The sequence below is a fragment of the Thalassovita sp. ABM4_323 genome, from assembly GCF_056158665.1.
Map to the genome: position 1 here is coordinate 2343646 of NZ_JBSWTS010000007.1, position 15890 is coordinate 2359535.

Genomic DNA, 15890 nt, shown 5'->3' on the forward strand with positions numbered 1-15890 from the left:
CGGTACAATTCCATGACCAGCCTGCTGAACAATCGCCCTTACTTCACATGGACGAACTACTCTGTGCCTGAAACGAAAGCATTTGGACCGATGGCCAACCATCGTATGAAAGAGGAACTTAGCCAACAAATTCGCCCGGTCAACTGCGTGATCATTATTGGGGGCATGTGGACGAACCATAGCGATTGGATCCAGTTTGAGATGGATTTTGCCGAGAGTATCGGAAAACCGATCTTGGGCGTGCGTCCTCGTGGCGCAAGGATGATGCCATCGGCCGTTGTGGCAAAGTCAGACAGAGTTGTTAATTGGAATTCCGATTCCATTGTCGCCGGAATTCGGGAGATCTCATGACCAACACGACCCTTGATTTCCCGGCCCTATACAATAGCGCGAATGAAGCGTCCGCTTCTGCCCAAAACACCTTCTGGTGGACCATCAGGGCCGAGTACTTCTTGCTCTTTTGTGTCGCCTCCCTGAGTGCGACGAGAAGCCTGTCAGGGTTGAACCCTCTTGCTCTGACCCTCCTCCTTGTGGTCCTAGCTGGTTTGTTCGTTTTCAAAGTCTATAAGAAACTCGATCAAGATTGGTATCGGTGCCGTGCCCTTGCAGAGTCGGTGAAAACCTCAACGTGGCGCTTCGCCATGCGATCTCACCCCTTTGGAGATGCCAAGAGCGTAGAGCAGCCCAAAGCAGAATTCAGGAATTTGCTTCGTGACATCCTGAAAGCAAACCATCACTTTGCCGAAAACTTGCAGAACGCAGACGCGGATCAATTCACCGCGTCCATGCTTTCGATACGACAATTGCCGCTTGAGGAGCGCCTTGCGTTCTACGTTGAGAACCGCATTGATGATCAGCGACGCTGGTACTCAAAGAAATCGAAGGCGAACAAGAACGCGTTCAGATTCTGGGTGATCGCCACCATTGTTGTATATGTGCTAGCAGCGATCTCTCTTAACTCGGATCAGCTCGGAATTGGATGGGCAACATACGCTTTCGATCCATTGGTCGTGGTGGTGACATCGGCCATCGGCTGGATGCAGATGAAACGTCATAGCGAGCTTATGGCAAGCTACAATCTGACTGCCCACGAGATCGGCATAATTCGAAGCAACTCTGATTCCGTAAAGGCCGAACAGGAGTTTTCAGATTTTGTAAACGAAGCTGAACTGGCATTCTCTCGCGAACACACCCAATGGGTAGCGCGGCGTGATGCAACCTAGAATTTTTTCTTCGACCAGCATTTTCCGAAATCTTAGACATCAATATGACCACCCTAAAAAAACACCTTCTTGAACATGTGGCCGATCTGCCGAGATACTTTCTGCGGCGAAAACTGAAAAGCAAACTCAAGGATCAGGGCATTGAGGACAAAGCGCTGTTGAGTGCTCTGACTGAGCATATTTTGACTAAGAGTGACGAAGAGTTCAGTTGGGACGACGGTGATGAAGGCACAACGAAAGACCTAAGCATTGCCTTCACCGAAGAAGACGGCGATGAAATCATGGAGTCACTCGACCGTTTTCTCAAAGACGGGCTGCCAGAAGTGGTAAAGAACTCCATGCAAGACGGCGCCAAATCTTTGGTACGAGAGCTTGAGAAGAGATGGCCAGAACAGAAAGTCCATGAGCGGAATGACGTGCGCTATTTTCGCGACCGCATTGACCTTCGGTGGTCAAAAGGATTGGACCCGCTTCGCATGATGCTCACCGCGTCACGAGAAATCGGACAGGACTTCGCAGACCGGTTGGCGCGCTCAAAGGCAAAGACAGGAATTGCAAAACGCCAAGCTCTGGTGATCCTTCACATGCGGGCCTGCCAAACAACGTTGGAAATATTAACTCTTTTGGAAAACGGTCTGGCGGATGGTGCTTATGCTCGTTGGCGCACGCTCTACGAAATCTCCGTTGTTGCGTTTGTAATCGACCGCTTCGGAGATGAGATCGCCGAGCGCTATTTGGCTCACGACGTAGTCAGCATGCGGGAAGCCTTAATCAATGAATTCCGGCATGAGGGCAAGGAGTATGATCCGAGCACGCTGGAAGGCGACCTAAAGGAGCTTGAATTTGATTTTCAGAATCTCGTGGCGAAGTTCGGCAAGTCGTTTGCGGGTCAATACGGGTGGGCTGCTCATAATCTGCAATCCAAAGCCCCCCGATTTAGCGATCTTGAACGAGCCGTCGATTGGGACGCGTTACCCCCAGACTATAAGTGGTCAAGCTACAAAATACACGCTGGCATAGCTGGTGGAATAAGGGGACTCGGATCAATTGGCGGTCATCCCTTTATACATGGTGGCGCGTCCAATGCGGGGATTGATGTTCCAGCAGTTAACACCGCCTATTCCCTCCTTCATGTAACTTCGTTGGTTTTTGGGAAGCGTGACGAATTGGAGAATGCGATCCAAATGCAGGCGCTGGCATTACTACGCGACAAGGTTGCAAAGGCGTGTGGCAAGGCTGCGAGGAGGTTGGAAAGGGAAGAGATGGAAATACGGACAGGATTGGTCGATTAAACTCAATCCCCGGTTGACCCGGTCGCCTGACCGGCACTTATGAAACATGCCTCCATCAACCGATGCCTTGGGGGCAGAAATGATTTCCATCCAACAGATAGATTGGCCCGCTGACGCGAAGGCTCGCCTCGCAGCCCGTTCCAAGCCTCCAATGCGGAGGCGTGGATGAAACACCAGACCTTCGAACAGATCGACGAAGCCGCCCAGTGGGCGGCTTCTTCCGTTCCAGAGCATCTATCGGCCCGGTCGATCAAGGAGCCTTGGGTTGGCGCGCTGCTGATGGTCGTGGCGGCGTTGCCGCTGATCTACCCGCCCCTCGCGTGGGCGCTCGTGCCTGCCTTCGCGGCAATCCTTGCCCTGCGCGTCGGCGCGTTGATACCGTGGCGGGACGTGCCGTCGCCAGAACCCGAACGCTGGCCGTCCTTGACGATCCTGCTGCCCGTCTACCGCGAACCGTCGGTCATTGCAGAACTCGCCCGCGCGATGCGCGCGCTCGACTACCCGTCGCCCGAGATCGTGCTGCTTGTCGAGGAAGACGACCACGAGACGCGCGCTGCCCTCGACTTCTGGCCGTATCGCGTCCTCGTCGTCCCATACGGAAAGCCGCGCACAAAACCGCGCGCCGTGAACTACGGGCTGCTTCACACGCGCGGCGAAGTGGTGGTGATCTTTGACGCGGAGGACCGCCCCACACCAGACCAGCCGAAGCGCGCGGTTGCACGACTGCTCGCTGATCCTGACTGCGCCGTCGTGCAAGCCGTCCTTGCCTGTGATGACCTGCCCCCCGAGGCTCCCTCATTCATAACGAGAGTCTGCGGGTCTGGTTTTCATAGTCTTGGTCGTCAATTTGGGCAAGCGCGCCGGACGCGGAGCTCTCAAATTGCTCAAGCGTTCGGCGCGCTTCTGCGGGCGTTTTGTTTCCGAGAGATGAGTGCGGCCTGACGTTGTTGTAGTCGTACCGCCAGAGCGCCAGTTTTCGACGCGCATCATCCAGACTTTCGAACATCTCTTCATTTAGACATTCGTCGCGCAAGCTGCCGTTGAATGACTCGATGAAGGCATTCTGCTGTGGCTTGCCCGGATCAATGTAGTGCCAGTCGACGCCGTTGTCGTTCGCCCATTTCAGGATTGCCCGGCTTGTGAACTCAGTCCCGTTATCGCTGACAATGCTGGCAGGCTTGCCATAGATACGCACAAGCGCATCCAACTCACGCGCAACCCGGGCACCCGAGATGCTGGTGTCGGCCATCAGGCACAGGTTCTCACGGCAGCAATCGTCATTGACGGCCAGGATGCGGAACCGGCGTGATGCCCCGAACGTGTCCGACAGGAAGTCCATCGACCAACGTTCGCCTGGCCTCAAAGCCTCTGGCATTGGTGTTCGAGACCCACGCGCCCGTTTCCGTCCACGCCGTCGCCGAACGCCCAGCTTCTCCTCGGTGTACAGCCGATACAGCTTCTTGTGGTTCATCACGTATCCTTCGCGCTCCAGCATCACGCCGATCCGGCGGTAGCCAAACCGACGCCGTTTGGCCGCGACGGCCTTCATCTCCTTGCGTATCTCAGGATTGTCCGGCGGGCGTTCACGCCGGACCGTCTTCGGATCGACACCGACAAGTCGGCAGGCCCGGCGTTGCGAGATGTCATGATCCCGCATCGCCCTGAGCGCTGCCTCTCGCCGCTCATTCGGCGTCGTCAACTCTTTCCCAGCAAATCCTTCAGCACAACGTTGTCCAGCATGGCATCGGCCAGCAGACGTTTAAGCTTGGCGTTCTCGTCCTCCATCGCCTTCAGCTTGGCCGCATCAGACACTTCCATGCCGCCATACTTGGATTTGAATTTGTAGAACGTGCCCTGGCTCAGGCCATGCTTGCGGCACACCTCCGCCGTCGGAATCCCGGCTTCTTGTTCTTTGATCATCCCAATGATCTGGGCTTCAGTGAAACGGCTCTTTCGCATTTGTTTGCTCCTTCAAGAGGTTGAGCAAACTCTACATTAAAGTGCGGGGGATTTCGGGGGGCAGGTCAGGAAGGCAAGTCGGGGGCGTTGATTTGTGTTGTCATGGAAATGGAGACCCTGGTCATAGAAACGGCCTGGATGATACCGACGACCGACATTCCGACCGTGGCCACCAACCGTCCGAATAAATACGTGCTGGCGCCCAAAGGTCTCATTCCCCATCCCCGATCACTCAGACCAATGGCGTTCACGGGCTCACTCAGCTGAATACTGCTTGCGCGTGGCGCGGCGGATGTCTTTGACGACCTTCTCGCCGTGGCTCTTGCGGGTTCCGGGTTTCTGTCTCATCTCCACTCCTTGGTGGTTACGATGTGCCAGAAAGCCTCCCTTATCAAATCAGCCCAAACTGTCCCGTTGGCGCTGACGTCAGACAAAGGACTCAGGTCAGCCAGACGATTGCCCGCGCCGAGGGCAAGGCCTTGTTCCCAGAACTGGCGCGGCGTGTTGACCGGATCGAGCTGACAGGCGAGGCCATTTGGCGCCCCAACAACGCGGTTCATTCCCTGGATCAACTTCCTCTAAGATGGATCGCTTAGCAACCGAGGCCGGTCTGTCGTCGCTGTGAGGCGATCAACGTCCAGGTCCCGTCAGCGGGCAATCGCGATGTTCAACAGGACCTGACGTTTTTCGGATAGAGCGATATCGACGGCGCGTTCCAATGCTGCGGGAAGATCAGCACCGTCGGTAATGGTTTCGGTGTAGGCGCGGCTGGCACGGGCAGTTTGGGTGAAGTCAGGGCTGGGGCGCAAAGAGGTCATTGGCAGCTCGTTCGCTTGCCGTGCGCTGCCATCGGGATAGAGCCCCTCGACCGAGGCGCGCACAGCGCCCCATTCTTCGTTGTTCAGCACCAGAATGATCACCGGCAGATTGTTTGCCTCGGCGATGAAATGGCAGGCTGTGGGGTTCGAAAACATATAGCTGCCATCGCCCATGGTCGCGAAAACCAAGCGGTCCGGATCGGCCAGTTGCGCCCCCAGAGCGGCGGGAAAACCCCAGCCCAGCCCACCGGAATGGGGCTCTTGGAAATAGCTGTTGTGCTGTGACAGCTTCAGCGGTTGCAGCGGGCAGCCAAGCTCGTGAAACACGGTCGCTTTGCGATCCTGGATGACCTGTCCAAGACAATGTGCGACCCAGTCTTTGGTCATCGGGCTGGTGTTGCCAGCTAATGCATTGCTTAAGCTTTTATCCTTAATAGACTGAGATAAAACGCTAATCGATTCCCTGCGATGGCTCATATCGGGCGCGTTTTCCGAAAGCTCACGAACCCTGTTGATCAAAGCAGGCAGGGTTTGTTCAGTTGCTCCGCCCAGCGTGATATCGGCGCGAAAGTTGCGTACGGGCGTGCGTGAGAACAAAGGATCGGGCCCCAGCTGAATGACGGTCGCGTCTGCGGGCGGGCTGGATGTCTCGGGGAACCACGGGGCCAGTGAATCGATCACCAGCACCACATCCGCCTGCGACAGCCATGGTTCAGGGTCGGCTCCGATCTGCATCGGATGCGCGATGGGGATGGCCAATTGATTGGACCAGTAATGCGCAAGCGGAATGGCGAAATCCTGGGTGAAGGCGCTGAGCTGCGCGAAGGCCTGGGCGCTGCCGGCGCCGCGCTGCGCGATGATCAAGGGCGCTTTGGCCTGGGCGAGGGCGGCAGCTGCGCGTTCGAGCGCGCCCGGGTCCGCGGCTATTTGAACCGGGGCCATTGTGCTTGGGGCATCCATGCCCTCGGTTGGGCCGGGCTGGCACAGAACCTCACGCGGCAAGCTTAGATAGACAGGGCCTTTGGGCGTTGAATTCGCGATGGCCCAGGCGCGATCCAGGACCTCGGCAATCTGTTCGGGGAAGCGCAGTTCGTAATCCCATTTGGTCGTTTCCCGGATCAAAGCCGTCTGGTCAAACATTTCCTGGCCCCAACCGATAGGCACGGTGCGCGCGCCAAACCGCCCGCGTTCCAGGGTCGGCGTTCGCCCCGACATCAGGATCATTGGGATCTGGTCGCACCAGGCATTGATCGCGCCGGTGACACCATTGGACAGACCGACATTCGTGTGCAGCATCACCGCCTGAGCCTGCCCTGAAATCTGGTAATACCCGTGCGCCATCGACACGGCGGCATGTTCGTGCGGTGCGATGATGGGCTGGGGCAGGTCATGACCGGCGGCTTTGGCGGCGGCATATCCTTCGATGATGGGCGGAAAATCGGTGCCGGAATTGGTAAAAACATAGTCCACACCCAGAGCCTTGAGCTTGCCAAACAGTGCCGCGCCGGCGGACAGGCGGTCTTGGTTCGGTTCAGTCCCGGACATGTGTGCTCTCCCTCGTTCCCTTGTGTCAGCTAGGCGTATTTCAGGGGCTGATTGCAAGGAAATTCGTAAAGAAATCATAGGTGATAGACGGGTTATCCCCTAGACTAACCCCAGCGAAGACGGAGGAGGGAAGCGATGGAATTTGGACTGGAAAACAAGGTCTGCCTGATCACCGGAGGGGCGGGCAGCATCGGCCGGGCCTCGGCAGAGAAGATGTTAACGCAGGGCGCCAAAGTGATGCTTGTGGATCGGGACGCGGCGGCCTTGTCCGAGGCCGTCGACGCGTTGGCGCAGAAGGGGGCGGTGCAAAGCTGCGTCGCGGATGTCTCGGATGATGCGGATGTTGCCCGCTATGTTGCGAAGACGCTGGATGCCTATGGCCAGATCGACGTGTTGTTCAGCAATGCGGGCAATTTCGGCACCGTTGCCCCGATCGAGGAGTACCCGACCGAGGTGTTCGATCAGGTGTTGGCCGTGCATGTGCGCGGCGCGTTTTTGGCGGCCAAACACGTGGTTCCGCATATGGGGCAGGGCGGCAGCATCATCATCACCTCCAGTGTTGCCGGGCTGCGTGGTGATCCGGGGGTCTATGGCTATATCACGGCCAAACATGCATTAACCGGGCTGATGCGGGTGCTGGCCAAGGATCTGGCGCCGCGCGGCATTCGGGTGAACACGATCAATCCCGGTCCGGTATCCAACGGGTTTCAGCAGCGGGTCGAGGACGATCTGGGCGAAATCATTGGCCGCGATGGCACTGAATTCTTTGACGAAATCATCCCGATGGGGCGTCACGCCACCCCCGAGGAGGTGGCGCGCTCGGTTTTGTATCTGGCCTCGGATCAAAGCAGCTTTACCACCGGGACGATCCTGTCCGTTGATGGCGGGATGAGCGGATAAGGTCAGCGGCCCCCCTAGTGGGCCGCCAGTCCGGCACCCTCTTCGACGGCATCAATCCCGAAATAGGCCTGATCCAGCAGATCGGGGTCCTTGATCAGATTTTCCGCCCGACCGCTATAGCGCACCTGTCCGCCGCGTAGCACCATCGCCTCTTCCGAGACGCTCAGCGCCAAATCGGTGAACTGTTCGATCAGCAAAATGCCCACACCGCGCGCCTTCAGATCGGTGACAAATCCCATCAGCCGTTTTACCACCAGCGGTGCCAGCCCCAGGGACATTTCATCCACCAGCAGGAACCGGGGGCGGCACATCATGGCATGTCCCAGCGCCAGCATTTGTTGCTGACCGCCCGACATGGTGCCCGCGATCTGTTTCTTGCGTTCGGCCAGTTCGGGGAACAGGGCATAGGTATCGGCCAACGTTTCCTCTAGCCCGTCTGCCAACAAGGACCCAGCCGCGCGCAGATTGTCATCCACGCTGAGCTTGGTCAGCACCCGGTGGCCTTCGGGGACGGCGGCGATGCCAGCAGCACGGATCACGTCCGGGCCTTTGCCGGTCAGGTCCGCGCCATCCAGCGTCATCTGCCCGTTCGCCGTGGCCATCATCCCGGCCATGGCCAGAACCAGCTCGGACTTGCCCGCGCCATTTGCGCCCAGAACAGCTGTGACACTGCCCGGGGCCAGATGCAGATCAATCTGATCCACCAGGGTGCGCCCGTCCTGCACGACGCTGAGTTTGTTGAGTTCCAACGCCATCGTTTATACCTCTTCCGTGCCAAGATAGGCCGCTTTGACTTTGGGATCGGCCAGAACCTCGGCGGTGGGGCCAAAGGCGATTTTCTTGCCGAAATCCAGAACCAGCGTGTCCGTGCAAATGCGCGAGATCAGCTCGACATCATGGTCGATCACCAGAACCTGCGCGCCGGTTTCCTTGGGCACGGCCATGATCAGATCGCCCAGCCGGTGGGTTTCCTCGACCGAAAGACCGCCCGCAGGTTCATCGAACATCACCAGTTTCGGGTTTCCGACCAGGCATTTGGCCATATCGGTCAGGCGTCGTTCGAACCCATCCAGCGTGCGCCCCATGCGATCAGCCTTGTCGGCCATGCCGACCAGCTCCAGCATCCGGCGCACCTCGGCCCGTTTTGAGCCCGAGGCCCCGGCATGGTCGATCTGCACCAGAACATTGTCGAACACGGTCAGGTCGTTGGCGATCTCTTCCTTCTGGAACGAGCGCCGCAATCCCCAATGCGCCCGACGATAGGGGGGCAAGGACAGCAGGTTCTTGCCATCCATGTCGATGCGGCCGTCATGCACCTGCACAAAGCCCGACACCACGTTCATCAGCGTGGTTTTCCCCGCACCGTTGGGGCCGATGATGCCATTCACTGGTGCCGTGAACTGGGCCGAGACCTGATCCAGCGCGATGACCCCGCCGAAATGAACGCTGACGTTTTCCACGTTGATCATTGCTCTGCCTCCTTGCTGGGGCTCAGACGGGCCTGAATGGTGTCGATCAACTGACCGGCCAGACCATTGGGGGCGGTGATGATCGCATGCAGCAGACCCGCGCCGAAGATCACAAAGCTCAGATCCGCATCCACGCCCCAGTTGTTCAGCAGGGCAGGCAGGATACGGAACAGCGTGGCCGCGATCAGCGCGCCCAGCCAGTATCGCGCGCCACCAACGATCGCCAAGGCAAAGACCATGACGCTTTCGCTGGCCTTGAAGGTCGCATCATCCAGCAGCCCCAACGAGCCCGCCAGCAAGCCACCCGCCACACCGGCCAGAAGGCCCGCAATGCCAAAGGCCCATGTTTTATACAGGGTGACGTTGACCCCCGCCGACATGGCCGCGGCCTCGGACCGGCGGATCAGCGCCCAGGCGCGTCCGGGGGCAAGCCGGCGATGCGCCTCGATGAACAGGAAACCCAGCAGGACGATCACCACGGTATAGCGGAAATAGGCCTCGGGCGATTGGGCCAGCCAGGGGCGGCGGAACGCATCGGCCGAGCCGGTTTTCACGCCCCAGAAACCTTCGCCCCCATTGGGGAATTGATAGGTGGCAAACAGGATTTCCAGCCCTCCGGCGGCCATCAGGGTCACCAGCGCCAGGTACAGCCCGCGCATCCGCAGGGCGGGCAGGGCCAGCAGCCAGCCAAAGGCCATGGTCACCAGGCCGGACAGGATCAGGTTGACCTCGAATGGCAAGCCATAGGCGTGGTTCAGCCGCAGCATCACCCAGCCGCCGACCCCCATCAGGCCGACTTGGGTTAGGCTGACCATGCCCAAACGGGCATACATGAAGGCCACGCCGCCGATCGCCAGCATGAAACACCCGGTCGAGATAAAGACGCTAAGCCACAGGTTTCCGGCCACAAGCGGCAGAATGACGATGGCGAAGGCGGCAAAGGTCAGGCCGCTCCAGCCTGAGGGCGTGATTTGGAACAAACGCTTATCCATGTCAGTCCCTCCCGCCGAAGGTCAGACGCGAGCCGCGTTGTGACCACAACAGAACCAGCGCGGCAATGACGAAGGGTGCGATGGGGCGCACACCTTTGAGGGTCGAGGACAGCGTCAGCATATTCTCGATCACACCCATCGACAGGCCGCCCACCAGCACCAGCGCCAGGTTGTCCAGCCGTCCGCAGATGGCAGCGGCAATCGAGGGGATCACCATGAAGGTGATGACGGTGGGTTCCAGCCGGATCAGGTCGGCGAACATCAGCCCGGTAAAGCCCGCCAGGACACCCGAGATGCCCCAGGCGATGGTTTCGACCTTCAGGATCGGGATGCCGATTAGCGCCGACAGGTCTCGGTCATTGGCCAGGCTGCGCATTTGCAAGCCCACCTTGGTGCGGCTGAGGAACAGGTAGATGCCGATCACGATCAGGATCGAGGCGGCAAAGACGATCAGGCGGGTCGCGGTCACGCGCAGGCCCAGGAAACGGATGCCGATCTTGTCCGTCGGCAGGGAAATCGAGCGCGGATCGTCGATCCACAGAAAACTAACCAGGCCCAGGATGATCAGCGCAAAACCCAGCGTCGCCACGGCCTTGACCACGGGTTCACGCCAGGCCAGATGCGGTGCGATCATGCGGCCGTAAAACAGGGTGATGGCCAGCGCCATCAGGATGCAGGCGCTCCAGGCGACGGGGCCCCAGACGCCCCATTCGACCAGTTGCCAAGCGGTCATGGCGCCAGCTGCCCCCGCAGCCCCGCCCGAGAAATTCAAAACGCCCGTGGCCCGGAACAGCACGACCATGCCAATTCCGCCCAGCGCATAAAGCGAACCCGTCGCCAGGCCCGAGGCCAGGAACAAGCCCTGTATTTTCATGGGTTTACCCCAGCCGAGCCATGTCAGGATGACGGCCATCAGCACCAGGTAAAGCCCCCAGTTGAGGAGAGTGGTTTTATTCATTGGGGTCCCGCCCGAAGGTTGGGTGCAGCAAGACGCGCGGCCCTGCTGCACCTTGTAGGGTCAGATTGGCTCAGCGCAGGCCAAGCTCTTTTTCCAGGGCGATATGCGGCTCGAAATAGGCGCTGTCATACTCATAGCAGTCGCGCACGATCTCGTAGCCACCCTTGACGATTTTCACCATGTAGCCCGCGTGGTTGGGCATGTGATACTCGGCGTCCCCGACATAGTAGGGGCCACACATCAGGTCAAATTCCAGGCCTTTGATGGCGCGGATCGCATCGCCCACCTTGTCGCGGTCATCCACGTCGGCAGGGTCCATGGCCAGCATGGTTTCGGTGAAGAATTTGGCCGACAGATAACCGGCCTGCGCAAAGGTATCGCGCGGGTCCTCGGGGTTGGCATAGCCGTCCATGACCTGAATCCAGTTCTGAGCGTCCGGGCCGTTGACCTGGAACGGGGCCAGCTCGGCGTTCACATAGACGTGGCCATGCCAGTAATCGCTCAGCTGATCGGGGATCGACAGATCGTACAGCGGAGTCGGCGCGATCCAGTTGAAGGCATCGCGCAGGTCCTGTTCCTCGGCCGCTTTCAGAATGGCCAGGGCCAGACCGGCGGGCTGGTTGATCAGGATGGTGTCAGCCCCCGAGGACACGGCCTCGAGCAGTGCCGAGTTCACGTCCGGCGCTCCGGGGTTCAGCAGCGCCATGCTGCCGTCGCCGCCATTGTCCTTCATATAGTTGATCGAGGCTTCGCAGGACCAGATACCGTTGTTGGGAATGTTCAGACCAATGCACGAGATATTGGTCGCGCCCAGCTCTTCACGCGCGTATTGCACCGCGCCCAGGTTCGAGGGCAGGGGGCCCTGGTTGGTCGACACGATGTTGGGGGTCTCGAAACACTCCGAGATCGCACAGGCCGAGGCCATCACCATGATATCCGCGTCCACATAGGTGCCCGCGTTCACGGCCATCTCGATGAACGAGCCGTTGCCGACCAGCGCGACCGAGTTGGTGTCATTCACCAGTTTCGCAGCGGCTTGGGCGGCCAGTTCGGGGTTCCACTGGTCGTTTTCAACACGGTAATCCACGGGGCGGCCATGGATGCCGCCATTGGCATTCACGCATTTGAAATTGGCCGCGGCGGCGTCGGTGGCGGCCGAGAAGTCGCCGGGGGCCGCGTTGCCATGGATGCCGCCCACGATGATCGGCTCTCCGCTGGCGGCCTGGCCGGTATTGGCGCCACACATCGGTGCCGCCATCGCCGGGGCCGCAAAGCCCATCCCCATCACGCTGGCCAGTGCCAGAAGTTTGCGTTGGTTCGTCATGTTTTCCTCCCTGGAATGACAAAGTCGAATTTTCGGACCCTTCGGGGCCTCTGGTGGTTCGGTAAGGTCAGGCGGCGTTGCGCCTGTCCTCGGTGATCATGTCAGCGGCCTTTTCAGCGATCATGATCGCCGGAGCATTGGTGTTTCCGCTGACAATCTTGGGCATGATCGAGGCATCCACGACCCGCAGCCCTGCAACCCCGTGCACGCGCAGACGCGCATCGGCGACCGCCATAGCGCCCGAGCCCATCGCGCAGGTGCCCACCGGATGATAGACGGTGCGGGCATGTGCGCGGATAAAGGCCTTGATCTGGTCATCGGTCTGGGCCTCGTCGCCGGGGATGATCTCGGTCAGGCGATGCTTGGCAAAGGGCTGCTGGCGCAGGATCTCGCGCGACATGCGCACGGCTTTGGTCATGCGGATCGTGTCGGCCTCGTTGGACAGCAGACCCAGATCGATATCCGGGGCTCCGTCAGGGGCGGTGCGGGTCACGCTGCCTGTGCTTTTGGGGCGCAACAGGCAGGTATGCAGCGACACGCCATGCCCATATTCGAACATCCGCCCGCGATGGCTTTTGCGTCCGGGAATAAAGTGCAGCTGAATATCGGGGCGCGATTCTGCGGCCGAGGTGCGCAGGAACCCTCCGGCCTCGACCATGTTCGAGCTGAGCATCCCCCTGCGCGCGCCGATCCAGCGCAGCCCCTCCAGCGCCAGTCTGGGGGCCGCTTGCAGCGACAGGCCATAGGCCGTGCGGCTTTCTGACTTGCAGATCACCATGACGTCCACATGATCTTGCAGGTTCTGCCCCACGCCGGGCAGGTGATGCACGACCTCGGTGCCCGAGGCTTGCAGTGCAGCGCCGTCGCCTATCCCCGAGCGCAACAGGATATCAGGCGAACCAATTGCGCCCGCCGACAGGATCACCTCGTGGCGGGCCGCAATGGTTTGGACCCCATGCGCGGTGCTCAGCTGTACGCCGGTTGCGCACCCGTCCGTGATTTCGACCCGATGAACCTGCGCTTTTGTGACCACATGCAGGTTTGATCGAGATCGCACGGGGGCCAGAAAGGCCGCGCCGGTGGAATGGCGCCCTCTGGCGTTCTGTGTCACCTGATAGATGCCGACGCCCTCGGGCTCGGGGCTGTTGAAATCATCGCAGGGGCGGTGTTGCAGCTGTTGCGCCGCGTCGACAAACACATGGTCCATCGCGTTGGCGTCGCGCAGGTTTTGCACGGACAGTGGGCCATTGCGCCCGTGGAATTCGTCCGACTTGCCGGGGTCTGCATTGGTCTCGGATTTCTTGAAATAGGGCAGGACAAAGTCATAGTCCCACCCCTGGCACCCTGAGGCGGCCCAATCGTCATAGTCCTGACGATGTCCGCGAATATATATCATGCCGTTGATCGCGGATGAGCCCCCCAGCACCTTGCCGCGCGGGATCGAGACCTTGCGCCCGTTCAGCCCCCTCTGCGGGGTCGAGCTGAACAGCCAGTTGTGACGGCGATCCTTGGACAGCCAGATCAGACCCAGCGGGATTTTGATGAAGGGACTGCGATCCTCGGGGCCGGCCTCGATCAGACAGACCGTCACGGCGGGATCTGCGCTCAGCCGATTGGCGAGCACGGACCCAGACGAGCCAGCTCCGACGATCACATAATCGAAAGCCGCCATTTCAGCTTTGGCTCCGGATCTTCAGAGACAGCTGCGCTAGCCGACTGAATCGGTTCACCCGTAGGTCTTTCATGTATGTCGTCCTCCCAGTGGTCTGTCACAATGCAGCGCCAGAACCTACGAATCACGATATTCTGCTTGCTTTGGTTTTTCTTTGGGGTTTTGCTGGCCAAGCCCCGAAAATCAGCCAGGCCAAACCCATAAATGAAACAGATACCCACGCCCATCGCGACGCAAAGAGCGATGAAAGACGTTGTAAACGCTGCAATTTTTGCCGATGAAAGCGACGCCGACTTTGTGCTGGAGGCGCTGAGGAACGTGCAGGGGCATCAGCAGATGCTGATCATTTCCGAACACCCGGCGTTTTTGCGGGCCGGGCACGCGATTATGCGTCTCAGTGCCTCGGAAATCGGGCTGGATCGCGAACAGATCGTGGCCGCAGATGTGGTAGAAAGTATTCAGCAATGGCTGAGCCCCGATCAGGCCCAAGGGTGTTTCGTGGTGGATATGAGCTGGGTGTCCAAGCAGATGCAGGGCGCTTTGCGCGTCGAGGCTTGGGGGGAAATTTCGACCCAGATTCACAAGCGCTATGGGATGCCGGTGATCTCGGTTTATAACCGCGAGCTGATTGTCGAGGACCTGCTGCAAGCGTCATTTCGGGCGCATCAGCAGATCGTCGTACCCTCAGGCCTGTACGAAAATCCGTTCTGGGTGCCGGCGGACCTGGCGAACAAGCCCGCGGGCGAACAGATGTCCTATGTTCTGGGGCGGATCGTGCCCGATTACGCCGGCACCAACTTCTTTGAGCGGGACTTGCGCTTCGCCGCGCATGGTGCGGACCCGGATTGGCTGGTGCGCTCGACCAACCCGCTTCTGGCCAGTGAAAGAAGCGAGCGCTGGCAAATCTACTGTTTGGGGCAGCTGCGGGTCTATCGCAATGGCACCGATCGGATCGATTGGAACATCAAAGGTGGCGCGCCCAAGAAAACCCGCACCTTGTTTGCCTATCTGCTAACCCATGGCGAACGCGGCGCCCATGTGGATCGGATCGCAGAATTGCTGTGGGCCGAAAGCGGCACCGAGAAAAGCAAACGCGCCCGGTTGCACCATACTGTTGCCATGTTGCGCAAGACCCTGGGGCGCAAAGACAGTGTGATCCGCACCGGCGATTTCTACCGTCTGAACCCGCCCGAGGGCAGCTGGGTCGATATCACGAGTTTCGAACAATTGTGTCGGCGTGGCGTCTCTCTGCTCAAGCGGGGACAGCGCGATGAGGCGCTGCTGATCTATACCACGGCCGAGAAGCTCTATACCGGAGATTTGTTCGAAGACATCCCGTTGGACTATATCGACAATGAACAAGAAGACTGGTGCATGGCGCGCCGTATCTGGCTGCGTGAAGTGGCACTGAAGCTGCAACGGGATTTTTCGGTCTTGCTGCGCGATCAGGGGCGATTGCGTGCAGCACTAGAGCACTGCCAGAAGGGCCTGGCGCTGGATCCCAGCAGCGAAGAAGTGAATATCGAGACGCTGAAAGTATTCCACGCGCAGGGGAGAATGGATGCGGTCGCGCGGCAATACCGACAATATAAAAAAGCCATAGCCGCCATCGGCTCGACCCCCGAAGGATCCGAAGTTCAGCAAACTTTCCGAGCATTAACAACACGTTAAAAGAATTTCAGAAAACCAAAGAAAAACCAAAGCGCTATGCTTAGGGTGATTCTCAGTTGGCCGAACT

At 59.3% G+C, this 15890-nt stretch carries 14 protein-coding genes and 1 pseudogene; 6 read left to right on the top strand and 9 right to left on the bottom strand.

Features of this window, described 5'->3' with window-relative positions:
- Positions 1–12 precede the first annotated feature (12 nt).
- From ACXADQ_RS14035 to ACXADQ_RS14050, 4 genes and pseudogenes are all read left to right on the top strand, one after another.
- Positions 13–351, top strand: coding sequence for a TIR domain-containing protein (locus ACXADQ_RS14035; protein ID WP_475321736.1), 339 nt, complete (start codon positions 13–15; stop codon positions 349–351).
- Entirely contained in the window at positions 348–1223 is an 876-nt protein-coding gene (locus ACXADQ_RS14040; protein WP_475321739.1) for a DUF4231 domain-containing protein, read from the top strand. The genes ACXADQ_RS14035 and ACXADQ_RS14040 overlap by 4 nt, the downstream gene beginning before the upstream one ends.
- Before the next feature lie 44 nt (positions 1224–1267).
- A complete protein-coding gene (locus ACXADQ_RS14045; protein WP_475321742.1) occupies positions 1268–2515 on the top strand; it encodes a DUF5677 domain-containing protein in 1248 nt (415 codons plus the stop codon).
- A 279-nt stretch (positions 2516–2794) separates the two neighbouring features.
- A pseudogene (locus tag ACXADQ_RS14050) lies at positions 2795–3361 on the top strand (glycosyltransferase); the annotation flags it as partial.
- Here the strand turns inward: ACXADQ_RS14050 and ACXADQ_RS14055 are convergent.
- From ACXADQ_RS14055 to ACXADQ_RS14065, 3 genes are all read right to left on the bottom strand, one after another.
- Positions 3315–4474, bottom strand: a protein-coding gene (locus tag ACXADQ_RS14055; protein WP_475321747.1) for an IS3 family transposase whose coding sequence is annotated in 2 segments (ribosomal slippage) — positions 3315–4225 and positions 4225–4474 — 1161 coding nt in all. Because the reading frame shifts where the segments join, the coding sequence is not laid out codon by codon here. The pseudogene ACXADQ_RS14050 and the gene ACXADQ_RS14055 overlap by 47 nt on opposite strands.
- Positions 4475–4818: 344 nt before the next feature.
- A complete protein-coding gene (locus ACXADQ_RS14060; protein WP_475321751.1) occupies positions 4819–5034 on the bottom strand; it encodes a hypothetical protein in 216 nt (71 codons plus the stop codon).
- Positions 5035–5121: 87 nt separating this feature from the next.
- A complete protein-coding gene (locus tag ACXADQ_RS14065; protein ID WP_475321755.1) occupies positions 5122–6837 on the bottom strand; it encodes a thiamine pyrophosphate-requiring protein in 1716 nt (571 codons plus the stop codon).
- A gap of 135 nt (positions 6838–6972) precedes the next feature.
- On the opposite strand from ACXADQ_RS14065, the gene ACXADQ_RS14070 reads away from it, so the two are divergent.
- Entirely contained in the window at positions 6973–7737 is a 765-nt protein-coding gene (locus ACXADQ_RS14070) for an SDR family NAD(P)-dependent oxidoreductase (protein WP_475321758.1), read from the top strand.
- A gap of 14 nt (positions 7738–7751) precedes the next feature.
- On the opposite strand, the gene ACXADQ_RS14075 is transcribed toward ACXADQ_RS14070, so the two are convergent.
- From ACXADQ_RS14075 to ACXADQ_RS14100, 6 genes are all read right to left on the bottom strand, one after another.
- Entirely contained in the window at positions 7752–8492 is a 741-nt protein-coding gene (locus tag ACXADQ_RS14075) for an ABC transporter ATP-binding protein (protein ID WP_475321761.1), read from the bottom strand.
- Positions 8493–8495: 3 nt separating this feature from the next.
- Positions 8496–9206: an ABC transporter ATP-binding protein gene (locus ACXADQ_RS14080; RefSeq protein WP_475321764.1), complete on the bottom strand. Its 711-nt coding sequence runs from the start codon at positions 9204–9206 to the stop codon at positions 8496–8498.
- Entirely contained in the window at positions 9203–10198 is a 996-nt protein-coding gene (locus ACXADQ_RS14085) for a branched-chain amino acid ABC transporter permease (RefSeq protein WP_475321769.1), read from the bottom strand. The genes ACXADQ_RS14080 and ACXADQ_RS14085 overlap by 4 nt, the downstream gene beginning before the upstream one ends.
- A 1-nt stretch (position 10199) precedes the next feature.
- Positions 10200–11156 (bottom strand): branched-chain amino acid ABC transporter permease, encoded by a 957-nt coding sequence (locus ACXADQ_RS14090; protein WP_475321773.1) that lies wholly within the window; start codon positions 11154–11156, stop codon positions 10200–10202.
- Between the two features lie 70 nt (positions 11157–11226).
- On the bottom strand, positions 11227–12480 hold the full coding sequence (locus ACXADQ_RS14095) for an ABC transporter substrate-binding protein (RefSeq protein WP_475321777.1): 1254 nt from the start codon (positions 12478–12480) through the stop codon (positions 11227–11229).
- Positions 12481–12547: 67 nt separating this feature from the next.
- Complete coding sequence (locus ACXADQ_RS14100; RefSeq protein ID WP_475321780.1) at positions 12548–14152, bottom strand: GMC family oxidoreductase; 1605 nt, start codon at positions 14150–14152, stop codon at positions 12548–12550.
- Between the two features lie 243 nt (positions 14153–14395).
- Here ACXADQ_RS14100 and ACXADQ_RS14105 point away from each other — a divergent pair, with 243 nt between their 5' ends.
- A complete protein-coding gene (locus tag ACXADQ_RS14105; protein ID WP_475321783.1) occupies positions 14396–15823 on the top strand; it encodes an AfsR/SARP family transcriptional regulator in 1428 nt (475 codons plus the stop codon).
- Positions 15824–15890: the final 67 nt, after the last annotated feature.

Bases quoted from the DNA above. Each gene is read 5' to 3' on its own strand.
- ACXADQ_RS14035 (WP_475321736.1), top strand. From the start codon at position 13: ATGACCAGCCTGCTGAACAATCGCCCTTACTTCACATGGACGAACTAC.
- ACXADQ_RS14040 (WP_475321739.1), top strand. From the start codon at position 348: ATGACCAACACGACCCTTGATTTCCCGGCCCTATACAATAGCGCGAAT.
- ACXADQ_RS14045 (WP_475321742.1), top strand. From the start codon at position 1,268: ATGACCACCCTAAAAAAACACCTTCTTGAACATGTGGCCGATCTGCCG.
- ACXADQ_RS14060 (WP_475321751.1), bottom strand. From the start codon at position 5,034: ATGAACCGCGTTGTTGGGGCGCCAAATGGCCTCGCCTGTCAGCTCGAT.
- ACXADQ_RS14065 (WP_475321755.1), bottom strand. From the start codon at position 6,837: ATGTCCGGGACTGAACCGAACCAAGACCGCCTGTCCGCCGGCGCGGCA.
- ACXADQ_RS14070 (WP_475321758.1), top strand. From the start codon at position 6,973: ATGGAATTTGGACTGGAAAACAAGGTCTGCCTGATCACCGGAGGGGCG.
- ACXADQ_RS14075 (WP_475321761.1), bottom strand. From the start codon at position 8,492: ATGGCGTTGGAACTCAACAAACTCAGCGTCGTGCAGGACGGGCGCACC.
- ACXADQ_RS14080 (WP_475321764.1), bottom strand. From the start codon at position 9,206: ATGATCAACGTGGAAAACGTCAGCGTTCATTTCGGCGGGGTCATCGCG.
- ACXADQ_RS14085 (WP_475321769.1), bottom strand. From the start codon at position 10,198: ATGGATAAGCGTTTGTTCCAAATCACGCCCTCAGGCTGGAGCGGCCTG.
- ACXADQ_RS14090 (WP_475321773.1), bottom strand. From the start codon at position 11,156: ATGAATAAAACCACTCTCCTCAACTGGGGGCTTTACCTGGTGCTGATG.
- ACXADQ_RS14095 (WP_475321777.1), bottom strand. From the start codon at position 12,480: ATGACGAACCAACGCAAACTTCTGGCACTGGCCAGCGTGATGGGGATG.
- ACXADQ_RS14100 (WP_475321780.1), bottom strand. From the start codon at position 14,152: ATGGCGGCTTTCGATTATGTGATCGTCGGAGCTGGCTCGTCTGGGTCC.
- ACXADQ_RS14105 (WP_475321783.1), top strand. From the start codon at position 14,396: ATGAAAGACGTTGTAAACGCTGCAATTTTTGCCGATGAAAGCGACGCC.